The sequence below is a fragment of the Nocardia sputi genome (genome assembly GCF_023501985.1).
In genome coordinates this window covers 105266-127288 of record NZ_JAMFLC010000005.1, presented here as the reverse complement: position 1 = coordinate 127288, position 22023 = coordinate 105266, and the positions used below count along the sequence as shown (strand labels likewise).

22 protein-coding genes and 1 pseudogene are annotated in these 22023 nt (G+C 69.0%); 6 read left to right on the top strand and 17 right to left on the bottom strand.

Translation table 11 applies throughout. The annotated features are described in order from the left end of the window. The first annotated feature begins 83 nt into the window (after positions 1-83). Positions 84-1550, top strand: a complete 1467-nt coding sequence (eccD, locus tag M8859_RS09795) for a type VII secretion integral membrane protein EccD (RefSeq protein WP_159922937.1) — start codon at positions 84-86, stop codon at positions 1548-1550. Positions 1551-1560: 10 nt separating this feature from the next. Beyond that, positions 1561-3024 carry a type VII secretion-associated serine protease mycosin gene (gene mycP, locus M8859_RS09790; RefSeq protein ID WP_249644129.1) on the top strand — a complete coding sequence of 488 codons (1464 nt, stop codon included), beginning with the start codon at positions 1561-1563 and terminating at the stop codon, positions 3022-3024. A 98-nt stretch (positions 3025-3122) separates the two neighbouring features. Here the strand turns inward: mycP and eccB are convergent, their stop codons facing one another. Further along, positions 3123-4610 carry a type VII secretion protein EccB gene (gene eccB, locus M8859_RS09785; protein ID WP_195071255.1) on the bottom strand — a complete coding sequence of 496 codons (1488 nt, stop codon included), beginning with the start codon at positions 4608-4610 and terminating at the stop codon, positions 3123-3125. Positions 4611-4722: 112 nt separating this feature from the next. On the opposite strand from eccB, the gene eccE reads away from it, so the two are divergent. After that, a complete protein-coding gene (gene eccE / locus M8859_RS09780; RefSeq protein WP_159922931.1) occupies positions 4723-6366 on the top strand; it encodes a type VII secretion protein EccE in 1644 nt (547 codons plus the stop codon). 63 nt (positions 6367-6429) lie between these two features. Here eccE and M8859_RS09775 read toward each other — a convergent pair whose 3' ends face one another. Both M8859_RS09775 and M8859_RS09770 read right to left on the bottom strand, forming a co-directional pair. Beyond that, on the bottom strand, positions 6430-7020 hold the full coding sequence (locus M8859_RS09775; RefSeq protein ID WP_159922929.1) for a hypothetical protein: 591 nt from the start codon (positions 7018-7020) through the stop codon (positions 6430-6432). A gap of 118 nt (positions 7021-7138) precedes the next feature. Beyond that, entirely contained in the window at positions 7139-7699 is a 561-nt protein-coding gene (locus tag M8859_RS09770) for an NADPH-dependent FMN reductase (RefSeq protein WP_159922927.1), read from the bottom strand. A gap of 311 nt (positions 7700-8010) precedes the next feature. Between M8859_RS09770 and M8859_RS09765 the strand changes: the two genes are divergently transcribed. Continuing rightward, positions 8011-8853 carry an NAD(P)H-binding protein gene (locus tag M8859_RS09765; protein WP_159922925.1) on the top strand — a complete coding sequence of 281 codons (843 nt, stop codon included), beginning with the start codon at positions 8011-8013 and terminating at the stop codon, positions 8851-8853. A 172-nt stretch (positions 8854-9025) separates the two neighbouring features. Here M8859_RS09765 and M8859_RS09760 read toward each other — a convergent pair whose 3' ends face one another. Further along, positions 9026-9835: an S-methyl-5'-thioadenosine phosphorylase gene (locus M8859_RS09760; RefSeq protein ID WP_159922923.1), complete on the bottom strand. Its 810-nt coding sequence runs from the start codon at positions 9833-9835 to the stop codon at positions 9026-9028. A gap of 222 nt (positions 9836-10057) precedes the next feature. Between M8859_RS09760 and M8859_RS09755 the strand changes: the two genes are divergently transcribed. Beyond that, complete coding sequence (locus M8859_RS09755) at positions 10058-10381, top strand: metal-sensitive transcriptional regulator (RefSeq protein ID WP_159922921.1); 324 nt, start codon at positions 10058-10060, stop codon at positions 10379-10381. A 5-nt stretch (positions 10382-10386) separates the two neighbouring features. On the opposite strand, the gene M8859_RS09750 is transcribed toward M8859_RS09755, so the two are convergent. The 5 genes from M8859_RS09750 to M8859_RS09730 all read right to left on the bottom strand — a co-directional run bounded on the left by M8859_RS09750 (position 10387) and on the right by M8859_RS09730 (position 15895). Then, positions 10387-11319, bottom strand: coding sequence for a TAXI family TRAP transporter solute-binding subunit (locus tag M8859_RS09750; protein ID WP_159922919.1), 933 nt, complete (start codon positions 11317-11319; stop codon positions 10387-10389). Further along, complete coding sequence (locus M8859_RS09745; protein ID WP_159922917.1) at positions 11316-12737, bottom strand: sensor histidine kinase; 1422 nt, start codon at positions 12735-12737, stop codon at positions 11316-11318. Before M8859_RS09745 ends, M8859_RS09750 begins: the two co-directional genes overlap by 4 nt. 28 nt (positions 12738-12765) lie before the next feature. Further along, on the bottom strand, positions 12766-13425 hold the full coding sequence (locus M8859_RS09740) for a response regulator transcription factor (RefSeq protein ID WP_159922915.1): 660 nt from the start codon (positions 13423-13425) through the stop codon (positions 12766-12768). A gap of 46 nt (positions 13426-13471) precedes the next feature. Next, positions 13472-14884, bottom strand: a complete 1413-nt coding sequence (locus tag M8859_RS09735; RefSeq protein WP_223518744.1) for an MFS transporter — start codon at positions 14882-14884, stop codon at positions 13472-13474. A gap of 177 nt (positions 14885-15061) precedes the next feature. After that, the gene (locus M8859_RS09730) at positions 15062-15895 is read right to left on the bottom strand and encodes an LLM class F420-dependent oxidoreductase (protein ID WP_159922913.1); all 834 of its coding nucleotides are present in this window, start codon (positions 15893-15895) and stop codon (positions 15062-15064) included. A 173-nt stretch (positions 15896-16068) separates the two neighbouring features. Between M8859_RS09730 and M8859_RS09725 the strand changes: the two are divergent. Beyond that, positions 16069-16500: pseudogene (locus tag M8859_RS09725) on the top strand (Hsp20/alpha crystallin family protein); the annotation flags it as partial. Between the two features lie 155 nt (positions 16501-16655). Here M8859_RS09725 and truA read toward each other — a convergent pair. From truA to infA, 8 genes are all read right to left on the bottom strand, one after another. Then, a complete protein-coding gene (gene truA / locus M8859_RS09720) occupies positions 16656-17525 on the bottom strand; it encodes a tRNA pseudouridine(38-40) synthase TruA (protein WP_159923188.1) in 870 nt (289 codons plus the stop codon). Positions 17526-17631: 106 nt separating this feature from the next. Continuing rightward, positions 17632-18174 carry a 50S ribosomal protein L17 gene (gene rplQ / locus M8859_RS09715; RefSeq protein ID WP_195139498.1) on the bottom strand — a complete coding sequence of 181 codons (543 nt, stop codon included), beginning with the start codon at positions 18172-18174 and terminating at the stop codon, positions 17632-17634. A 92-nt stretch (positions 18175-18266) separates the two neighbouring features. Continuing rightward, positions 18267-19325 carry a DNA-directed RNA polymerase subunit alpha gene (locus M8859_RS09710; protein ID WP_039796155.1) on the bottom strand — a complete coding sequence of 353 codons (1059 nt, stop codon included), beginning with the start codon at positions 19323-19325 and terminating at the stop codon, positions 18267-18269. Positions 19326-19442: 117 nt separating this feature from the next. Then, positions 19443-20048 (bottom strand): 30S ribosomal protein S4, encoded by a 606-nt coding sequence (gene rpsD / locus M8859_RS09705; RefSeq protein ID WP_159922909.1) that lies wholly within the window; start codon positions 20046-20048, stop codon positions 19443-19445. 20 nt (positions 20049-20068) lie between these two features. Next, positions 20069-20482 carry a 30S ribosomal protein S11 gene (gene rpsK / locus M8859_RS09700; RefSeq protein ID WP_039795647.1) on the bottom strand — a complete coding sequence of 138 codons (414 nt, stop codon included), beginning with the start codon at positions 20480-20482 and terminating at the stop codon, positions 20069-20071. Positions 20483-20491: 9 nt separating this feature from the next. Next, positions 20492-20863 carry a 30S ribosomal protein S13 gene (rpsM, locus tag M8859_RS09695; RefSeq protein WP_039795645.1) on the bottom strand — a complete coding sequence of 124 codons (372 nt, stop codon included), beginning with the start codon at positions 20861-20863 and terminating at the stop codon, positions 20492-20494. A 247-nt stretch (positions 20864-21110) separates the two neighbouring features. Next, a complete protein-coding gene (rpmJ, locus tag M8859_RS09690; RefSeq protein WP_011207363.1) occupies positions 21111-21224 on the bottom strand; it encodes a 50S ribosomal protein L36 in 114 nt (37 codons plus the stop codon). Positions 21225-21372: 148 nt separating this feature from the next. After that, positions 21373-21594, bottom strand: coding sequence for a translation initiation factor IF-1 (infA, locus tag M8859_RS09685; RefSeq protein ID WP_003418601.1), 222 nt, complete (start codon positions 21592-21594; stop codon positions 21373-21375). Positions 21595-22023: the final 429 nt, after the last annotated feature.

Here is a 22023-nt window from a genome sequence, read left to right as displayed (position 1 = left end):
CTGCCCGGACCGTGGGTTCGCAAGCTCGCATTCGGCCCGCGAGGCTGCGGAATCACGAGGTAGAAGACCGAGTTGGGGGAAGCTTGACGCACGCGCGACTTGACCACATCGACGAAGAATCCTCGCGCGGGATCGTCCGCGCTCCCGACCTCGCCCGGGTGACGATTCTGGCCAAGCACACCCAGGTCGACATGGCCATACCGGTGGATGTGCCGGTCGCCCTGGTCATTCCGAGCGTGGTCGACATGGTCGCCCAGCACAGCCGCACCAACGACTTCGACAACGAGGGCGAGCGCTACGAGCCCGCGGAATGGGTGCTCGCCCGAATCGGCCATCCGCCGTTCTCCAACTCGCTCAGCCTCGGCGAGCACGGTGTCCGCGACGGCGAACTGCTGATGCTGGAAAGCGCCTCGCACACCGCTCCTACGCCGCTGTTCGACGACATCATGTACAACGTCGCGATCGCCGACACCGATCACTACCGCAGCTGGACCCCGCGGGTCGCGCGGATCACCGGCTCGGTGCTCGCGGCGATCACCATGGTCGTCGGCTGCCTGGGTCTGCTGCTGTCCCCCGGCTCGCTGCCGATCGCGGTGGGCGGTTCGATCGCGCTGGTGGTCGCGATCCTGCTCGTCGTCACGGCGATGGTGCTGAGCAGGATGTACGGCGACACCGGCACCGCGCTGGTGCTCGGCGGCTGCGCGCTGCCCGCCGCGTTCAGCGCGGGCATGCTCTATGTACCCGACCATTACGGCTGGGCGCACATCCTGCTCGGGTCGGTCCTGGCGGGCGCGACGGCGATCCTGGCCTGGCGGGTCACCGGCGTCGGTCTCGCGTTGTTCATCGGCATGGCCACGCTAGCCACGTACACGGTGCCCGCGGCGCTGGTCGGCCTGCTCACCGACCAACCGGAGCGCGCGATCGGCGCCGGGGCGGCGGCGCTCGGTCTCGGCGGGCTCTCCCTGGCCCCGCGGATTTCCATGCTGCTGGCGAAACTGCCGCTGCCGCCTGTCCCGTCGCCGGGCACCCCGATCGACCCGACCGAAGACGACCCGGACGATCACCGCGCACTGCCGACCATGGAGGTGCTGCGGGTGAAGTCCGAACGCGCCCGCATGTACCTCGCCGGTCTCGTCGCGGCGACGACGCTGGTCACCGCCGCGGGAGCGCTCGCGGCCACCGACCCGGCATCCGACGACCCGTACTGGCAGGGCGTCGCGCTCGCGCTGGTCTGCGCGGCGGTGCTGATGTTCCGCAGCCGCACCTACGCGGGCGCGGAGCAGGCCGTCGTGCTCATCGCGGGCGGCGCGGGGATCGTGCTGATCATGTTGGTTGGCGCCGGTTTCGCGATGCACCAGCCGCTGGCCGTGTTCGGCGCTGCGATGATCGTTCTGGTCGCGGCGCTGATCCTCGGCATCATCATCCCGAACCAGTCGGCCACCCCGCCGATGCGCCGCGGCGTCGAACTGCTCGAGTACACCTTCGTCGCCGCCGTGCTGCCGCTGGTCTTCTGGGTCTCGGATCTCTACTCCCTCGTCCGGGGTCTGTGAGCTCGGCTCGATGACTCCGAAACATCTGGGCTCGCAGCGTTTTCGTGTTGTTCGGACCGGAGCGGCGGCATGCGTTCTCGCGCTCGGGGTGTCCGTCGGGTTCGGTGCGACCGCGAGCAACCCGGCGCACGCGGAGAAGCCGACCGTGAGCCCGAATACGCCACCGCCCCCGGGGGAGCCAGCCGCTCCGCCGGACAAGACCGAGCGGGCGACGAACACTCCGTGCGTCAGCACCGGGTCCGGCGGCAGCGGACCGTCCATCCCGGAGGCCCAGCGCTCGCTCAACCTGGAGCACGCCTGGCGATTCTCCCGGGGCGCAGGCCAACTCGTGGCGGTCATCGATACCGGTGTCGCCCGTCACCCCCGCCTGCCCGGGCTGATCGCGGGCGGCGACTATGTGAGCAGCGGTGACGGAACCGAGGACTGCGATGCGCACGGGACGTTCGTCGCGGGACTCATCGCGGCGACGAAGGTCGACGGTCAGGGCTTCTCCGGGGTCGCGCCCGAGGCGCAGATCCTCACTATCCGCCAGACCAGCAAGCTGTATCAGAAGGAAGGCGCGAATCGGGACAAGGGGCCCGACGCCCTACCCGAGGGGTACGGCACCACTCGCACGATGGCCTCGGCGATCCGTCGTGCGGCGGACATGGGAGCCAGCGTCATCAATGTGTCCGAGGTAGCTTGCAGGCCGACATCGGAGCCCTTCGAAGACACCGATCTGGGTGCGGCGGTGCGATATGCCGCGATCGAGAAGGACGTGGTCGTCGTGGTCGCGGCCGGTAACAGCGCCGATGCCTGCAAGGGCTCCAACCAGGTCATCGATCCGCTCGACCCGGCCGCCGACCCGTGGAGCAAGGTGGATTTGAACGTGTCGCCCGCCCGCTACGACGACTACGTGCTCGCCGTCGGTTCCATCGACGGGCAAGGCCAGCCGTCGACGTTCACGGTGCCGGGGCCATGGCTGGGCGTAGCCGCGCCCGGTGAGAACATCACCTCGCTCGATCCGTTGTTCAACGATCCGAACAGCAGGGGAACCGCGGTCCAGGTCGGGAGCATCCGTCAGCAGGGGCAGCTCGGGCCGATTCAAGGCACCAGTTTCGCCACGCCCCTGGTGTCCGGTGTCGCCGCACTCGTGCGGGCTCGTTTCCCGGAGTTGAGCGCGCTGGAGGTCGTCGAACGCATTCAGGCCACCGCCCACGCCCCGGCGGAAGGGTGGAACCCGTACGTGGGCTACGGCGCGGTCGATCCGGTGGCCGCGCTGACCGCCGAGGTGGGCGACATATTGCCGCCCAAACGGCCGTCGCCGTCGAAGAGCGTGCAACTCGCGGTACCCGCTTCGGCCCCGCCGCCGGACCACAGCGCGCGCGATGTGGCCTTGATCGGCAGCGGAACCATCGCGGCACTGCTCGCCTTGGGCTTGCTCGCCTCGTTCCCGATCCGCCGACGACTCGGTGTGTCCGACGACGATATGTGACTCGGGAATCCCGGCACCCGCTGCGGGGCTGGGCCTTTCGGTGCGAGTAGGCGCGCGCACTGCGGTGATTCGCCGACGCGCACCGCTGAACGGCGGGACTATCTCGCGGCGATCGGCTGCTTGGCGGGCGCCGGGTCCGCGGCGACGCCGTCGTGGGCGACCATGGCGGCGTCGCGGCCCATCGTCGGTCCGCTCGCGAGCAGCCCGACGATCGGCCACGGCGCGGGCTCGGGTGTCACGCCCGATTCCTTGTCCATCCCGAGTGCCTTGGCGGCCTCGCTGTCCTTGATGCCGAAGCGGACACCGGTGTCGGCGATGTAGAACATGCTGTCCTTGCGCCTGCTGTCCGGTTCGATGCCGGTGGTCTGGACGAACGCGCCCGAACCCGGCTTGAAGTACACGGAGTCCACGTTGTCGCCCTTGCCGTCGGCCTGGGCGAGCGGAACCAGCTTGGCGCTACCGGGCATCGGCAGGTCGCTGCCGTCGATGACGGTCAGTTCGGCACGCAAGGCGACGTCGGCGTTGCCCGCGACTCCCGGAATGGGCTTCCAGGACAAGCAGCTCACGGGCCGGGCCTTGGGCTGGATGATGGTCGGTGCGGTCTCGGGGTAGGTATCCACGTTCAACGCGTTCGACACCGGCGCATGCTGTTGCTCGTAATCGCCGATGGCGGTGCCGTGATCGGGGTTGCGCTGCGAACTGCGGATCACGTCGGCGGTGAACGGGCTGATGGCCTGCAAACCGTTGTGCAGAATGACGAAGTTCTGGTTCGCCTTGCCGGTCACCTGGACAACGGTGCCGATCTTCAGGCCGTTGATCGAGTAGCCGGACGGCTGCCCGCCCGGATCGTCGATCTTCGGCGGCACGATCGCGTTCACCTCTGGAATAGCGTTCAGCAGACCTTCACTGATCGGGCGCGGGGTCATGCCTCGGATGCCCAACGGGCCCGCGACCGACGGGTCGTTCATGTCCACGCGGGCGCGCGTTTTGTTCCAGACGAGGTAGGTCGCGTCCTTACCCTTGACCAGCAGCGCCTTGTCCGAGCCCGTCGCCGACGCCTTGTCGCCGAGTTCCACGTCGCCGATCAACACGGAGGTGCTGCGGTCGTCGGTGCCGTCGGTCTTCAACGAGTCGCACACCGTCCAGGCGCGGCCCTTGCCCTCCTTGTCGAAGTGCAGCGACCCGGGAGCGCCTGGGATGCCGATCAATTGACCGCGAGCCTTCTTCCCCAGCTCGGACTCCTTCACGATCGCGGGCTTGGCGGCCTCGCCCGCGGCCAGGCGGGCCGAAGCGAGGTTGAGAGCCGGGTGCACCACGTCGTCGATCATCACGTAGACCGCGCCGGAGTCCTTGCCTACCAGGATCTTGGCGTCACCGATCTTGTCCTGCGGGCGCAGCAACGCGAGCACGCCGCATCCCGCCAGAACGACACACGCCAGGATCAGGCCCGCCGCGTACGCGCGGGACTGAGAACGCATGGGGTCGTGCAGCATTCGCACGTCCCGGCGCACCAAGGCGTGCTCCATCCGCCGGACCAGAAAGCGGTAGCCGCTCACCTGCCAGCGTGTGGTGGGTTTTGAAGGCATTATTCCTCCCCCGAACAGTGCTCACGTCCGCCGAACACAGTACAGTTCCCGAGGATTCTTGTTCAGCTCGGCCACAGCGAACCGGCCGACACCGGGTACTTGGGGGACGACAATGGCGGAACCGGCAGGCGCGGGACCACGAGCGCTGCTGGGGCGCATCTCGATGCAGAACCTGCTGATCGCGCAGATCATCGGGCTGTTCGCCGGAGTCGTCGCACTGTTCGCCGGTCTGCCCGGGCTTCCCGCGCTCGGCGTGGCGGTGGTCGTCGCGCTGATACCGCTGATCCCGGTCGCCAAACGCACTCTGCTGGACTGGGTCGCCACGTGGTGGCGTTATCTGACCCACCGCGACTACGAGCTCGGCGACACCGTCGACTTCCGCGGCGCGGATGGACGCTCGCTCGGCCTGTTCTGGGACGGCAGCCGCGTGGCGACGGTGGTCGAGGTGCTGCCCCCGCCCGGCGGGCTGACCAGGATCGCCCGCACCACGGTGCACGCCTCGCACCTGCTCCCGCTGGCGGAGCTGGCCAAATGTCTTAATCAGCACGACATCCTGCTCAGCGGCATCGACATCATCAGCCACGGGCACCGCAGCCGTTCGGGCACGCCCGCGGGCAAGATCTACGAATCGCTGCTGGGCCCGCTGCCCGCCACCGCGCACCGCACGGTGTGGTTGGCGATCAGCTTCGACGCGGTGGCCTGCCCGGAGGCGACGGCCCGGCGCGGCGGCGGAGCCGAAGGCGCATCGCGGGCGGTCACCATCGCGACCCAGCGGATCATGCGCACACTCGAGGACGCCGGCTGCAACGCCCGCATCTTGACGGCGCCCGAGATCCGCAAGGCGGTCTTGCAGATCACCAGCGGCTACGATCCGCGCACGCTCGAACACCGCTGGCGCTACGCCGAAATCGGCAACAGCGTGAACGTCGGCAGCGCGGTGGATCCCAAGCGCCTGGACTCCGATCTGCTCGCGCAGCTGTGGGTCGCGCCGTCGCGCGGCACCACCGTGGCCGTGCGGCTGCGCCCCGGCAGTTCGGCCGAGTCGGTGAGCATCGGCGCCGCGTGGCGGCTGACCGCACGCGAGCTGCCCGAAGGGTCCGAACTGCCGGGCATGATCTCGATGAACGGACGCCACCGCGACGGACTGCTCGCCCACCTGCCGATCGCGGTTCCCGGCGTGGACGACACCGTCCCGATGATCGAGCACTTCATCGACGTGATCGATGACCTGCACCTGCCCTCGTCCGGCTGCGGCCAGCTGATCGGCTCGGACGACGAAGGCAACGGTGTCGCGGTCCGCATCGTCGGCGCCGGCATCTCGACGGTGTACGTCGCGGGTGAGCTGTACCTGGCGCAGCAGTTGGTGTTCCGCGCGCTCGCGGTCGGCGAACGGATCCTCATCCGCACCGACCGGGCGCGGGCATGGGAAAATCTGGTCACCACGATCGGGAACCCGGAGCGGCTGACCATCGCCGTCGAAATCCACCAATCCGACGCGGGATTCACCGCCACGGTGGTGGACGGCGTGCTCGCGCCCGCCCCGCACGCGGGCGTCACCACCATCTACGTCACAGGGGACCCGATGGGCTGGCCCGCCAGCCGTCCCGACCTGGCCATCCAGCAGCCCGGCGCGATCGGCAACCACGTCGTGCTGCGCACCGGCACCGCGCAGGTCGATCTGACGCTGGTGTCGATTCCCAGCGAGGCCACCTACATCGGCCACCCACGCGGCCGCCGCGCCGTTGCGGCCCAGTAGCGGCTGACCCGATGCCGACGCAGTTCGGCGGGTGGGTCCGATGTCGAGTCGGCGCAGCATGATTCAGAACCGTTGGACGAACCGGTACCAGCTGCCTTCGAGGGGCGTGTAGCCGACGTCGCCGTCGGAGCGGGGTGGGCCCTGTCTGGGTGCGCCGTGTGGGAAATAGGCGAATCCGACGGGATCGATGAGGCCTCCGTCGGTATAGAGCAGGCAGCCGTCGTCGCGTTCTACCACCGAGGTGATGGTGTAGACGCCGTACCGGCCGTGGGCCGAGGCGTCGCAACTGGTTGCGAGGCGTTCGAGACTGCCGGCGGAAACCCGCCATCCGAAGTCCTCGGGAAGGTCGGCCCACGCCAGCGCGCAGGTCAGTGCGACCGCGCCGGGCGCGAGGAGTAGCCGCAGGTAGCGGCGGTAGCGGATCGCACCGAACAGCCCGATCACCAGCCACAGCGCGCCCAGCAGCACCAGCGCCCAGCCGGCGAGCACGAGATACGGAAACGCGGCGTCCGACATCAGCAACCACAGCGTCGCTACGCAACACAGGCTCACCAACAGTGTGATCACCGCGACCGACACGCGCCACCACCGGGATGCGGTCCGAGCGGGTTCACCCTGACGGCGCAGCTCGTCGTTGTGTTCGGGGGTGGTCATCGAGTCGTGCCTCCTGTGGCAGAGCGCGCGGTTCGGGTCGAGAGGCCGCGGGTGTCACCATCGACCGAACTTACCGATTCGACGTCAGGCCCACCCGCCGAACCGGGCGTCATCGCGGCTAGCCTGGGTACGGGTCGGCGCTTCTGGCGGCTCGCAACGTGCGGGCCCACCAGGCCAATTGGCGCAACATGCGGTCCGCCGCATCGATCGCGGCGCCGTCGCGAGTGTCCCCCGCCTCGTCGAACCGCTTCTTGGCCTGGTGAAAGCTGACCGTCTCGCGGACCGACACCATGTGGATCTCGGCGACGACCTGACGCAGCTGCTCCACCGCCCGCAAGCCACCGGACAGGCCCCCGTAGGAGACGAAAGCGATGGGTTTTGCGCGCCACTCGTGTTTCGCGGTGTCGAACGCCGTCTTCAGCGATGCCGGATAGCCGTGGTTGTACTCGGAGGTGACGACGACGAACGCGTCGGCGTCGCGCAGTCGCGCGCGATAGGCCGTGGTGTGCTCGTTCTCGGTGAGCTCGACCGGCAACGGTGTGTGTGCGAGATCGATGACGCCCGTGTCGAATTCGGGGCGAGCGCGCACCGTACGCAGGAACCAATCCGCGACCACCGGCGCGAACCGCTCCGGACGCACACTGGCCACGATGACCTCGAGCCGCAACGGGGTATCCACCGCGCGAGCCTAACTCGCGACCTGACCGCCCCAGCCCCCGGCGCGCTCGGATACTCCCCGTGAACTCTGCTCCCGTCGGCAACGGGCACCCACCCGAAGCCACCGACTCCGTCGGGTCGACCGAACGCCGAGCACGAGCTGTCTTCCCGCCATTGACGAGCGAGTGCGGACCGACGAGCCTGCCGAATATCCTATGGTCGACAGGCCCATCTCCTCGCGGCGCCGCGAGCGCCACGGGACGAAGCCAGTGCCTATGAGCGCAATGGAGTGCAACTGAGACGGACGGGCAGTCGATCGAACACGGAGACAGGATGATTCTGGTAACCGGCGCCACCGGGAATGTCGGTGCGGAACTGGTGCGGACTCTGAGCGAAGCGGGTGAGCAGGTGCGAGCGCTGGTGCGCGATCCCGCCAAGGCCGCGCTCGTGCCGGGCGCCGAGGCCGTGACCGGCGATCTCAACCGACCGAAGACGTTGGCCGACGCCCTCGACGGCGTGGACGGCATGTTCCTGCTCCCCGGCTACGACGACCTGCCGGATCTGCTGGATCGCGCGCACAAGGCCGGAGTACGCCGGGTCGTGCTGCTGTCCGGGGGTTCGGCCGCGCTGCGGGACATGGACAATGCCGTGTCCCGCTACATGGCGCTGTCCGAGGACGCGGTGCGAGCATCCGAACTGACGTGGACTCTGCTGCGACCGCGGCAGTTCATGTCGAACGCGCTGCGCTGGCTGCCGCAATTGGCCTCGGGCGACGTTGTCCGCGTCCAGTTCCCGGGTATCCGGGCAGGAGTGATCGACCCCGCCGATATCGCGGCGGCCGCGGCCGCGGCGCTCATCAGGGACGGGTTGGAAGGACAGGCGCTCGAGCTCACCGGCCCGCAGGCGCTGCGACCGGCCGAGCAGGTCGCGGTGCTCGGCGCGGTGCTCAACCGGCCGCTGGTGGCGCGCGAACTCGACGACGAGGAGACCGAAGCCGAGTTGGCCGCCACCATGCCGAGGGAGTACGTCGACGCGTTTCTCAGCTTCTTCGTCGGGGGGACGCTGGACGAGGAGACGCTCTATCCGACCGTCGAGCAGGTGACCGGCCGGTCGCCGCGCACTTTCGAGCAGTGGGCGACTGCTCACGCAGAAGAATTCGCGACGGCGCCGAGCTGACCGACCACGCGCGGCCGTCCGGGTGACGTATAACTCGGCGGCCGCGAACTCGGCCAGGCCCTGTGCGGCCGCCACTGTCGCCGCCTCGGTCACTCGATGTCGCGCGGCGAGCAGCGCCCGGCGCAGGTGCCCGCCGGGCGACCCGGCCGCCTCGTGACCAGCACCCGCGCGCTCAGGGCAGTTCGAACGGCAATGACACTCCCGCGTGGACGCGGCACCGGTCACAAGTGCCGGTGCCGTCCACCGCGGCCACCGCGCGGCGGATGAGTTCCTTGAACGGTGCGAGGTTGCGTTTGAACTCGGCGAAGACGTCGACCGCGTGCACTCCCTCGCCCTCCTCCAGGCCGGCGTCCAGATCGGTCACGAGAGCGACTGCGGCATAGCACATTTCGAGTTCCCGGGCGAGCACCGCCTCCGGGTGACCGGTCATGTTCACCAGTTCCCAGCCCTGCGCGGCGAACCACCGGCTCTCGGCGCGGGTGGAGAAGCGCGGTCCCTCGACCACGACCATGGTCGCCTCGTGCATCATGCGCAGCGCGTCGGACTGGGCCTTGATGGCGGCGGCGCGCAGTTCCTCGCAGTAGGGGTCGGCGAAGGACACGTGGATGCCGCCGCCGCCGAAGTACGTCTGCGGGCGGCCGGAAGTCCGGTCGACCAGTTGGTCCGGGACCGCGACCGTGCCGGGGCCCCAGTCCGCCCGCAGGCTGCCGACCGCGCAAGGCGCGAAGATCCGGCGCACGCCCAGCGAGCGCAGTGCCCACAGGTTCGCCCGGTAGGGCAGGGTGTGCGGTGCGAATTCGTGGTTCTTGCCGTGCCGCGGCAGGAATGCCACCGGCCTGCCCTCGACTTCTCCGACCGCGATACCCGCGCTCGGGGCGCCATAAGGTGTCTCGACCTCGACGGTGGTCGCCTCGTTGTCGAAGAAATCGTAGAAGCCGCTGCCGCCGATGACGGCGAGCGCGGGCCGGGGGTGCGAACTCATACCCCGATTGTCTCGTCCCGTGCTGTCCGTCGCGCGCCGGGATCGGCGTTACGCTGCTCGCGTGGCGGTACCGGACCGGTCCTCCGACTGGTCCGGCCGGTCGCGAGCCTGCCGCGCCGTGCGGTCGGCGCGGCGCCGGACCTGACAATCCCGGCAGGAAACTGTACCCTAGGGGGGTATTGATCCCGCTTCGCGGGACCGACAGGCAGCGAGGAGACATCGGTGGCGGATTCCCCGCACGACCACACAGCGACCGACCACTCGGCGCACGGCTACATCACCGCGAAGGACGACTACCTGAAGCGGCTGCGCCGGATCGAGGGCCAAGCGCGCGGTCTGCAGCGGATGGTCGAGGAGGAGAAGTACTGCATCGACATCCTCACCCAGGTGTCCGCCATGACCAAAGCCTTGCAAGCCGTGGCGATGGGCCTGCTCGAGGACCACATCAGCCACTGCGTGGTGGACGCGGCCGTCGCGGGCGGGCCGGAGGCCGAAGCCAAGATCAAGGAAGCCACCGACGCCATCGCGCGCCTGGTCCGATCCTGAGCGGGCTATCCGTGCCAGCGGCGGTAGACCGCGGCCGCGCCGGGGTGCAGCGGGATCGGCCCGGTGCTGATCAGCGACCGGCCGTCGAGGAACTGGGTGCCCGCCGCCTCGGTGGGGACCAGCGCGTCGGCGTGCCACACCAGCAGTTCGACGATCGCGGCGGCCACGTCTTCGGGCATGGTGTCGGCGGCGAGCAATAGGTTCGCCACCCCGATGGTGTGCACCGAGACCCCGCCGGGGTAGGCGTCCGCGGGGATCGCGACCCGGTCGTACACCGGGCCGAACCACTCCCGCATCGGCGCGGCCAGCTCGCCCATGTCCACCAGCCGCATCCGGCTGGGCACCGCCAGCAGTGCGGTCGGCACGCCACCCGCCCACAACAGCGCGTCCGCCTCGCCCGCGGTCAGGGCGGCCACCGCCTCCGGCAGCGGGCGATGCGAAATCGCCACGTCGGCGGCCGGATCCAGTCCCGCGACGCGCAGGATCCGTGCACCGGTCAGCGCCGCGCCCGACCCCGCCGCGCCCAGGCTCACCCGGGCGCCGCGCAGGTCCGCGACCGAGCCGATCGAACTGTCCGAGCGCACGACCAACTGCAGATAGTTCTCGTAGACCCGCCCCAGCGCCGACACTCGATCGGCGCTGTCGGGCACCGAGTCCACGAGCGCGAGCGCGGCGTCGACCTCGCCGCGGGCGAGCAACGCCAGGTTGGCTTGCGATCCCGAGGTGGTGACCCGCTCGATCCGCACGTCCGCGGCCGCCGCGGCGGCCAGGCCGAGCAACCCGGCGAAGGCGTGATAGAAGCCGCCCACCTCGCCGGAAGCCAGCCGCACCGTCGCGCCGGCGCCGCGCGGTGCGCAACCCGCGACACCCGCCGCGACGGCAAGCGCGAGGAACCCGCGACGACCGAAGCCGCGACGGACGATCGTTTCCCGGCTCATCGGGCCTCCCCCGCGGGCAAACGCACCCGCACCGCGAGACCGTGCGGACGCACCGCCGCCACGGTCAGGACGCCACCGCGCGCCTGCGCCAACGCCGCGGCGATCGGCAGGCCGAGCCCCGAGCCGCCTGCTCGTGCCGCGGAACCGCGGAAGAAACGCGTGGTGAGCTTGTCGATCTCGTCGGGGCGAACACCGGCTCCGTCGTCGCGGACGCTCACCGTGACCCAGCCCGGCTCGGTCTCGACCACCAGATCGGTGTGCGCGCCCGCCCCCGCGTAGCGGGTGGCGTTGCTCAGCGGTACGTCGAGTATCTGAGCGAGCACGTCGGCCGGGACCGCGACATCGGCGCGCTCTACCGTCGGCGCGACGCGCAGGTGCTGCCCGGCCGAGTCGAACGCCGAGCACCAGGCATCGAATCGGTCGGCGACCACCTGCACGGCGTCACACCGGTCCTCGTCCTCGGCGGTCCGAGCGAGGTCGAACGCCGCGGGCGTCTCGGCGACGGCCAGGCTGAGCAGGCCGTCGAGCAGCGCGGTCAGGCGGTCGACCTCGGCGCCGGCGCCGCGAAAGGTGCTCGCCGCGCTCGCCGGGATCGCGGGCTCCAGGGAATCGAGCCGGATGGTCAGGGCGGCCAGTGGGTTGCGCATCGCATGGGCGGTGTCGGCGACCAGTTGGCGCTGGGCGTCCACCGAATCGGCGACGGCCGCGGCCATGGCGTCGAAGGATTCCGCCAGCGCCCGCATCTCCGGCGGCCCGCCATACCGGCCCGCGATCGACACCGGCGCGACGGTGCCTGCGCGTGGCTTGGGCAGCGTCGCGGTCAACTCCGCCACGCCGTGCGAGAGCGCCGCGAGCGGCCGCAGCACCCAGCGGCCGATGGTCACCGCCAGCAGCACGAACAGCGCCATCGCGACGACGCCGCCGAGCACGATCACCGCCCAGGCCCGCGCGATGTCGCCACGGGCGCGCGCGGTCGACGCCTCGATCACCACGGCTCCGTTCACCTGCACGCCGGTGCCGACCGGCCGCGCCACCAGCATGGTCGGCGCGCCCCACGGTGTCAGCTTGTCCACCGAGTGCGGGCGCTGATTGCGGCGCGCGGCCGCCACCGCCGCGAGGATGCCGGGGTCGTTCACGTCGGCGCCCGCGTTCACCGTCGTCGCGCCCCTGGCGTCGACCACCAGCACGTTCTCGCCGTAGAGCTCGTGATAGCGCAGCACCTCGTCGGCCAGCGCGCGGCTGTCCCCCGCAGTGACGGCGTTGTCGGCGAGGGTGGCGAACCGGTCGGCGTCGCCCGACCGTGCCAGCACCAAGGCCTGGGTGCGGCTGGTCGCGATGGTCAGCGACAGCGGCACCGCGAACGCCAGCACCGCGATGGCGGCGAACACCGTCAGCGCGACGAGCAGGCGACGCCGCATGACCTACCTCCGCACCGCCGGACCACGCTCACTCCCCCCACCGGTACCCGTATCCGCGGATGGTGGTGATGAGGCCGGGCCGATTCAGCTTCGCCCGCAAACCGGTCATGTGCACGTCCAGCGAGCGCGAGACCGCGACGAACGCGTCGCCCCAGATGCGATCCATCAACTGCTGCCTGCTCACCGCCGCGCCCGGTCGTTCCACCAGCGCCTCGACCAGTTCGAACTCCTTCTGCGTCAGCGGCACCGGTGCACCCGCGACCTCGACCACGCGTGCGCCGAGGTCGACCCGCACATCACCGGTGACGACCACCGTCTGCGCCTGCTGCGCCGCGGCGGCCGCCCGCCTGGTCACCGTCTCCAACCGCGCGACCAACTCGGCGATCCGCGGCGGCTTCACCAGATAGTCGTCGGCGCCGCCACGCAGGCCGCGCACGATCGACCGTTCGTCGCTGCGCGCGGTCAGGATGACCACCGGCACCGAGCTCACCTCGCGCAGTCGGCGCAGCACCTGCAAACCGTCGCCGTCGGGCAGGCCCAGATCGAGGATGACCGCGTCGTAGTCGCGATGCGCGATCAGCAGGTCCGCGCCGCGTCGCTTGCGTTCGGCGCGGTAACCGCGGGCGTTGAGCGCCTCGACCAGCGCGTCTCCCACGCCGTCGTCGTCCTCGACCACCGCAAGCCGCACGCGCCGATCCTTCCACAGGGGATGGACCGGCGCGTGTGCCGGGCGGTCAGTCACGCACGGTGACCAACGGAGGTCCCGGCTCGGCCGCCGCGGCGCCGGACCCGGTGTCGGCGGTCGCGGTGGGCTCGGGCGCGTCGATCGTCGACGAGGTCGAGGTCTCCCGCATGAAGTAGTAGGTGACCAGCGAGATGGCGATGCAGCCCGCGACGTACCAGAAGTACAGCGACTCGTGACCGCCCTTCTTCAATGCCAGCGCGATCGTCTCCGCGGTGCCGCCGAAGATGGCGACGGTCAGGGCATAGGGCAGCCCGACGCCGAGCGCGCGGATCTTCGTCGGGAACAGCTCGGCCTTCACGATCGCGTTGATCGAGGTGTATCCGGTGATGATCAGCAGGGCCACCATCATCAGGCCCCACGCGGCGACCGGATCGGTGGTGCGCGCGAGCACGGTCATGATCGGCACGGTCAGCAGGCTGCCCGCCACACCGAAGAAGATCAGCAGTTTGCGGCGGCCCACCCGGTCCGACAGCGCGCCCGCCAGCGGCTGCAGCACCACGAAGACCAGCAGCGCGACGAAATTGATCCACGCGACGGTCGACTTGGAGATGCCGGAGGTGTTGATCATGAACTTCTGCATGTAGGTCGTGTAGGTGTAGAACGCGACGGTTCCGCCCAGGGTCAACCCGACGACCAGCAGGCACTCGCGCGGGTACTGCAACAGGATGCGCAGCGAACCACGCGACTGTCCTCCACCCGCCGCGCCCTGCTCCGCTGCCCGCCCGGATTCCGCGCGGAACTGCTCGGACTCGTCCATGCCGCGCCGCAGCCACATCACGATCAGCGCCCCGGCGGCGCCGATCACGAACGGAATCCGCCAGCCCCAGTCGTTCATCTGGTCGGCGTCGAGGAACTGCTGCAGCACGATCTGCACTCCCAGCGCGACGAGCTGGCCGGCCACCAGGGTCACGTATTGGAAGCTCGAGTAGAACCCGCGCCTGCCCGCCGAAGCCACCTCGGACAGATACGTCGCACTGGTGGCGTACTCGCCGCCGACCGAAAGGCCTTGCAGCAGCCGGGCCACCAGCAGCAGGGCTGGAGCGGCGAGACCGATGGTCTGGTAACCGGGGGTCAGGGCGATCATCAGCGAACCGGCCGCCATCACGGTCACCGACAGGGTCAGCGCCGAGCGCCTGCCGAACCGGTCGGCGTACCGGCCCAGTGCCCAGCCGCCGATCGGGCGCATCAGGAAGCCGACCGCGAACACGGCGGCGGTGGACAACAGCTGCGCCGTCGGGTCGTCCTTGGGAAAGAACGTCTTCGCGAAGTACACGCTGAACGCGGCGTAGACATACCAGTCGTACCACTCGACGAGGTTGCCGATGGATCCGCGCAAAACGTTCGCGACCACCCGGCGCTCGCCCACGGGCTGTGTCTGTGTCTGTGGCTGTGGCGTAGTCACAAGATCTCCTTCTTCGACGCCTCATCGCGTCGTCGCAGATCAGTGTGTCGGCAGTCACAAGCTCTCGGAACGGCTCTCGACGCTTCCTAACAGTCCCTTAGGACGATCGCCGCGGCGGCGAAACATCGCCGGCCCCCGGCGGGAAGCCGGGGGCCGGGTTGGCTCGAATCGGAATGCTCAGGAACGCGCGGCGAGCAGCGGAGCGAGAGTACGCAGCGCGGGTAGGTAGTTGTCGCCGAGGATCTGCACCGCGACGTGGTCGGCGCCGGCCCGCAGGTGCCCCGACAGCCGGTCGGCGATCTGCTCGGGCGTGCCGTGCGCGACGACGGCGTCGAACACCCGGTCGCCGGGCGGGACGGTGAGGTCGGCGTCGGTGAAACCGAACCGGCGCAGGTTGGACACATAGTTGGTCAGGCCCAGGTAGAACCCGACGGTCTCGTCGGCGACGGTATGCGCCGCCCGGACGTCATCGGTCAGCACCACCTTGTGCTCGGTCGCCAGCACCGCGTCCGGGCCGATGATCTCGCGAGCCTTCGCGGTGTGCGCCGTCGGCACGAAGTAGGGCAGCGGGCCCACCGACCGCTCGGCGGCCAGCTTCAACACCCGCGGGCCCAGCGCTGCCACCGCGCGACGTTCGGCGGGCACGCCCGCCGCGTCGAGTTCGTCGAGATACTCGACCAGCGCGTCGTACGGCTTGCGGTATTCGCCGGTGTGCTCCGGATGTCCCGCGCCGACGCCGAGCAGGAACCGGCCGGGGAAGCGCGCCTCGATCCGGTGATAGGAGTCGGCAACCTCCTTCGCCGGGGCCGCCCAGATGTTCACGATGCTGGTGGCCACGGTGATCGTTTCGGTCGCCTCCAGCAGTGGTTCGACCACTGGCAGATCCGCCGGGGGCGAGGCCCCCAACCACAGCGCGCCGTATCCCAGCTGCTCCAATTCCCGCGCGTCCTCCGGGCTGAACCCGTTGTACGCCCGCCACACTCCGAACCGCCCGAGACTGTCGAATGCCATGTCCGGACCCAACATGTGCTCGCGGGCGGCTATTCCGCGCGGACGGATCCCGGGCTTCTCACCCCCGTCGGATCTGTGCCGCGCCGCTCCAAGAGGGCTACTGTGGCAATTGCACAGCTATCGGCGCCCGCCGCCGTGGCAGGCGTCACCACTACGAAATGGAGGTGATCGCTGTGCTCAGATTCGATCCATTCCATGACATCGACACCGTCACCCGCCAATTGCTCGGTGAGAGCGCCGGAACCGCTCGCGCACCCCGATTCATGCCGATGGATCTGTTCAAGGCGGGAGATCACTACGTCTTGAACGCGGACCTGCCCGGCGTCGATCCCGGTTCGATCGATGTCAGCGTCGACAACGGCACGCTCACCTTGCGGGCGCAACGCACCGTGCCGAGCGAGGAAGGCGTCCAGTGGATCGCCTCGGAACGCTTCGCGGGCGCCTTCATGCGCCAGCTGTCCCTCGGCGAGAACGTCGACGTCGACAACATCGGCGCGACCTATAACAACGGCGTGCTGTCGGTGACGATCCCGATCGCGGAGCGCGCGAAGCCGCGTCGCATCCAGATCTCCGGGGCATCCCAAGAGCCGAGGACGATCGAAGCGCAGACGAGGCAGACCGAACAACTGTCGCCGACGCAGCGCGAACAATCCCAGCAGTCCGAACAGTCCCAGCAGCAATACCCCGGGTCATCCAAGTGACCGGGTCGCTACCCGCACCCGCACCCGCACCCGAGCACGGGTGCGGGTAGTCCCCATTCTCAATCGCCGCAACAACCCGCGTCCGGGACCGGGACCGACCGCATCTCGCGGGTCTGCGCGTTGCGGGCGGCGAGTTCCCCGTCGGCCGGATAGTCGACGCCGATCAGGCTCAGACCGTGGGCGGGAGCGACGGTCACCGAGCTGGAACGCTCCCGCTCACGCAAGAGCTCGGCGACCCATTCCGGAGTGCGGCGACCTTCGCCGACCGCGAGGACCGCGCCGACCAGGCTGCGGACCATCGACCAGCAGAACGCGTCCGCGCTGACATAGGCGACCAGCAGATCGCCGTCGCGCACCCAATCGAAGCGCTGCAACTCGCGGACGGTCGTCGCGCCCTCCCTACGCCGGCAGAACGCGGCGAAATCGTGCAGCCCCAGCAGCTTCCGCGATGCCACGCGCATGGCTGGGACGTCGACGCCGGATCGGCAGGCGACCACGCCGCGGGCCTGCAGCGGTTCCGCGCCGTACGGTGCGGTGGTCAATCGATAGGCGTAGTGGCGGCGGACGGCGGAGAACCGGGCGTCGAACTCGGGCGCGGCCAGGCGTGCGTCCTTGATCCGCACGTCCTTCGGCAGGAATCGCGCCATCCGGTGCACCAGCTTGCCCGCATCCAGTTCGCCGGAGGTGTCGAAGTGCGCGACCTGTCCCTCCGCATGCACGCCCGCGTCGGTGCGGCCCGCCACCGTCAGCTGGATCGGCTCGCGGAACACCTTGCTCAGCGAGTCCTCCAGCACGCCCTGCACGGTGCGCAGACCCGGCTGACGCGCCCAGCCGACGAAATCCGTGCCGTCGTAGGCGATGTCCAGCCGGACCCGGGACAGGCCGGTCACGGGCTCGCCGGGCGTGTCCTCGCGCGGCCGGTCCGACATCGATCCCACCGATTCCTCCACGGTCACATGATCCTCCGGTCGAAACGAACGAGCCCGCCGACCCAGTGCGGGTGGCGGGCTCGTACGTGAACTCCGACGCTCAGCGTCAGGCGTCCTTCTTCTCCTCGGCGGCCTGCTCCTCGGCGGCCTCCTCGGCAGCCGGAGCCTCGGCCTCGGCGGTCTCGGTGGCGGCCTCGTCGGCCTGCGCCTCGACGACCTCGGCGGCCGGAGCCTCCTCCGCCTGCTTCGACGCCGCGACGCGACGGGCGCGATCGGCCTCGTTGGTCACGGTCTTCTCCCGGACCAGCTCGATGATCGCCATCGGCGCGTTGTCACCCTTGCGCGGCAGCGTCTTGGTGATGCGGGTGTAGCCACCCTCGCGCCCCTCGAACGACGGGCCGATCTCGGCGAAGAGTTCGTGCACGACGGTCTTGTTGCGGATCACCTTCAGCACCTCGCGACGGTCGGCAAGGGTGCCGGCCTTCGCCTTGGTGATCAGCTTCTCCGCGTAGGGGCGCACGGCCTTGGCTTTGGCCTCGGTGGTGGTGATCCGGCCGTGCTCGAAGAGCGCCGTCGCCAGATTGGCGAAGATCGCCTTCTGGTGCGACGCCGACCCGCCGAAGCGGGCACCCTTCTTGGGCTTGGGCATTGTGATGTTCTCCTGTGTCTTTTCTCGGCGCTCCCGGGCGCGTCGCTTACGCCGCGGGCGCGAGGCCGGGCCGGGGCGCCTCCCCCGGCGGCCTAGAGCTGTTCGGTCTCGGCGTAGTCCTGCTCGCCGCCATCGGTGTCACTGAACGTGCCGCTGTCGCTCCACGTGCCGGTGCTCGCGTCGTAGCCGACCACGCTGGACGGATCGAACGACGCCGGGCTGTCCTTGAGCGAGAGGCCCAGCGCGTGCAGCTTGACCTTGACCTCGTCGATGGACTTCTGGCCGAAGTTGCGAATGTCCAGCAGATCCGACTCGGTGCGGGCGACCAGCTCGCCCACGGTGTGCACACCCTCGCGCTTGAGGCAGTTGTAGGACCGGACGGTGAGGTCCAGGTCCTCGATCGGCAGTCCGAACGAGGCGATGTGGTCCGCCTCGGCCGGCGAGGGGCCGATCTCGATGCCCTCGGCTTCGACGTTCAGCTCACGAGCCAGGCCGAAGAGTTCGACCAGGGTCTTGCCCGCCGAAGCGAGCGCGTCCCGTGCGCTGATGGAGTTCTTGGTCTCCACGTCGAGGATGAGACGGTCGAAGTCGGTGCGCTGCTCGACGCGGGTGGCCTCGACCTTGTAGGTCACCTTGAGCACAGGCGAGTAGATCGAATCCACCGGGATCCGGCCGATTTCCGCACCGGAGGCCTTGTTCTGCACGGCGGGGACGTAGCCGCGACCGCGCTCGACGACGAGCTCGATCTCCAGCTTGCCCTTGTCGTTCAGGGTCGCGATGTGCATGTCCGGGTTGTGCACCACGACACCGCTCGGCGGGACGATGTCACCGGCGGTGACGGTGCCCGGGCCCTGCTTGCGCACGTACATCGTGACCGGCTCGTCCTCCTCCGAGGACACGACCAGGCCCTTGAGGTTCAGGATGATGTCGGTGACATCCTCCTTCACGCCGGGAACGGTGGTGAACTCGTGCAGGACGCCGTCGATGCGGATGCTCGTGACCGCGGCCCCCGGAATCGAGGACAGCAGGGTACGCCGCAGGGAGTTGCCGAGGGTGTAACCGAAGCCCGGCTCGAGCGGTTCGATGGTGAACTTCGACCGGTTCTCGGCGACGACCTCTTCGGTCAGCGTCGGACGCTGTGAGATCAGCATGGGGATCATCCTCCTTTTTGGGCGCCCGCTATTTGACGCCTCGTCTCAGGGGTTGTGCGTGGCCGCCCATGTCGGGCGACCACGCACCAGCAGCACAGTGCTGTACTCGTCGAAGTATTACTTCGAGTAGTACTCGACGATCAGCTGTTCCTGCAGCGGCACATCGATCTGGGCGCGCTCGGGCAACTGGTGGACCAGAATCCGCAGTCGGCCCGGGATCACCTGCAGCCAGCCCGGAACCGGGCGGTCGCCGACGGTCTCACGCGCCACCTGGAACGGCAGGGTGCCCAGCGACTTCTCCTTGACATCGATGATGTCGTACTGGGTGACCTGGAAGCTGGGAACGTCGACCTTCTTGTTGTTCACCAGGAAGTGGCCGTGAGAGACCAGCTGGCGAGCCTGACGGCGGGTACGGGCCAGACCGGCGCGGTACACCACGTTGTCCAGCCGGGTCTCGAGCAGACGCAGCAGGTTGTCACCGGTCTTGCCCTTGAGGCGGTTGGCCTCCTTGTAGTACCGGCTGAACTGCTTCTCCATGATGCCGTAGGTGAAGCGGGCCTTCTGCTTCTCCTGCAGCTGGAGCAGGTACTCGCTCTCCTTGATCCGCGCGCGGCCGTGCTGGCCGGGCGGGTAGGGGCGACGCTCGAACGCCTGGTCGCCTCCGACGAGGTCGACGCGCAGACGACGCGACTTGCGGGTGATGGGGCCTGTGTAACGAGCCATTGTTCGCTGTTCCTTTCCCGCTAGACGCGACGCCGCTTGGGCGGACGGCAGCCGTTGTGCGGCTGCGGGGTGACATCGGAGATCGTGCCCACCTCGAGGCCCGCGGCCTGCAGCGAGCGGATCGCGGTCTCACGGCCCGAACCGGGGCCCTTCACGAACACGTCGACCTTCTTGACGCCGTGTTCCTGCGCCTTGCGGGCGGCGTTCTCGGCGGCGAGCTGCGCGGCGAACGGGGTCGACTTGCGCGAGCCCTTGAAGCCGACGTGACCCGACGACGCCCAGGAGATGACGTTGCCGTTCGGGTCGGTGATCGACACGATCGTGTTGTTGAACGTGCTCTTGATGTGTGCGTTGCCGTGCGGGACGTTCTTCTTGTCCCTGCGACGCGACTTCTGGGTCTTCTTCGGGCCCGCGGCCCGACTCTTCGGAGGCATCGGTTATCCCTACTTCTTCTTGCCGGCGACGGTGCGCTTCGGGCCCTTGCGGGTGCGCGCGTTGGTCTTGGTGCGCTGGCCACGGACGGGCAGGCCACGACGGTGGCGCAGACCCTGGTAGCAGCCGATCTCGATCTTGCGGCGAATATCGGCCTGCACCTCGCGGCGCAGGTCACCCTCGACCTTGAACTCGGAAGCCTCGATGTAGTCACGCAGCTTCGTCAGATCGTCGTCGCTGAGATCCTTCGAACGCAGGTCCGGGCTGACGCCGGTGGCCTCGAGGATCTCCTTGGAGCGGGTACGGCCAATGCCGAAAATGTAGGTCAGTGCGATCTCCATGCGCTTCTCGCGCGGGAGGTCGACGCCCATGAGACGTGCCATCTGGCAGTTTCCTTAATCGTTGCGGAGGTCTGCTCCCTGTCCGTCCCCTCGTCTTGTGGGGCACCGGCCTCCGAACCGGTGGTAGGCGCGCACGCCCCAGGGCGAACCCTGATATCCGCAGCGTGCGGCTGGTGCTGGGAGTTCTTCTTGCCAATCCGAACTGCGGTTCGGTGCTTGGCTGGTGTTGCGTCGAGCGGCGCCGTCGGCATGCCTCGGGCGGGTGAAGCGAGGTCTCCCTCGCCTCCGCTCAGCCCTGGCGCTGCTTGTGGCGCAGGTTGTCGCAGATCACCATGACCCGGCCGTGACGGCGGATCACCTTGCACTTCTCGCAGATCTTCTTGACGCTCGGCTGAACCTTCACGTCCGTCCAATCTGTTGTGGTTCACACGGGTGTGAACACAGTTTTTCCCCAGTCGGCGACTGGGGAAGCTCTGTGGTGAGTCGTTTCGACTCGGTCCCGGCGTACGCCGGGACAACCGGCCGCGCCGACCCGATCGCGCCGGGCGCGATCACTTGTAGCGGTAAACGATCCGGCCACGCGACAGGTCGTAGGGCGAGAGCTCGACGACCACACGGTCCTCGGGGAGGATGCGAATGTAGTGCTGCCGCATCTTCCCGCTGATGTGCGCGAGAACCTTGTGCCCGTTCTCGAGCTCGATCCGGAACATCGCATTGGGCAGCGGCTCGACAACCCGACCCTCGACCTCGATGGCCCCGTCTTTCTTCGCCATGTCCTCCGCGATCCCGGTTACACTCAACCTGGTTTGTTTGCCTGGTTCTGCTCGGATGGACCGGTCGCCTGAGCGGACCGCTCGCACACAAACAGGCGGCGCATAGGTGCACCGCCGCTCCAGCTTACCGACCCGTTCCCGTTCGGGCAAAAATGCCTCCCTGTATACCCGTGTCGCCTGCCGTTTCGCAGCCGCCTTCCCACCGGTGGCGGGCGTCTGGTCCTGCGCCGCGACGGGACCGGGTTGTCGCGTAAACTGGCCGCTGTCCAGGTATTTGGGTCGAGCAGATCGAGGGGGATGCGTGAGCCGGCGCAGCGAGCGAGGCACCGGCGGAGGCGCCCTCGGTCTGGGCCGAGCGAGCGGCAGGGAGGCGAGGCCGTGTGAGTAAGCGTAGCGAGCGAGTCACCGGCAGTGCGCCCCTGGCCACGA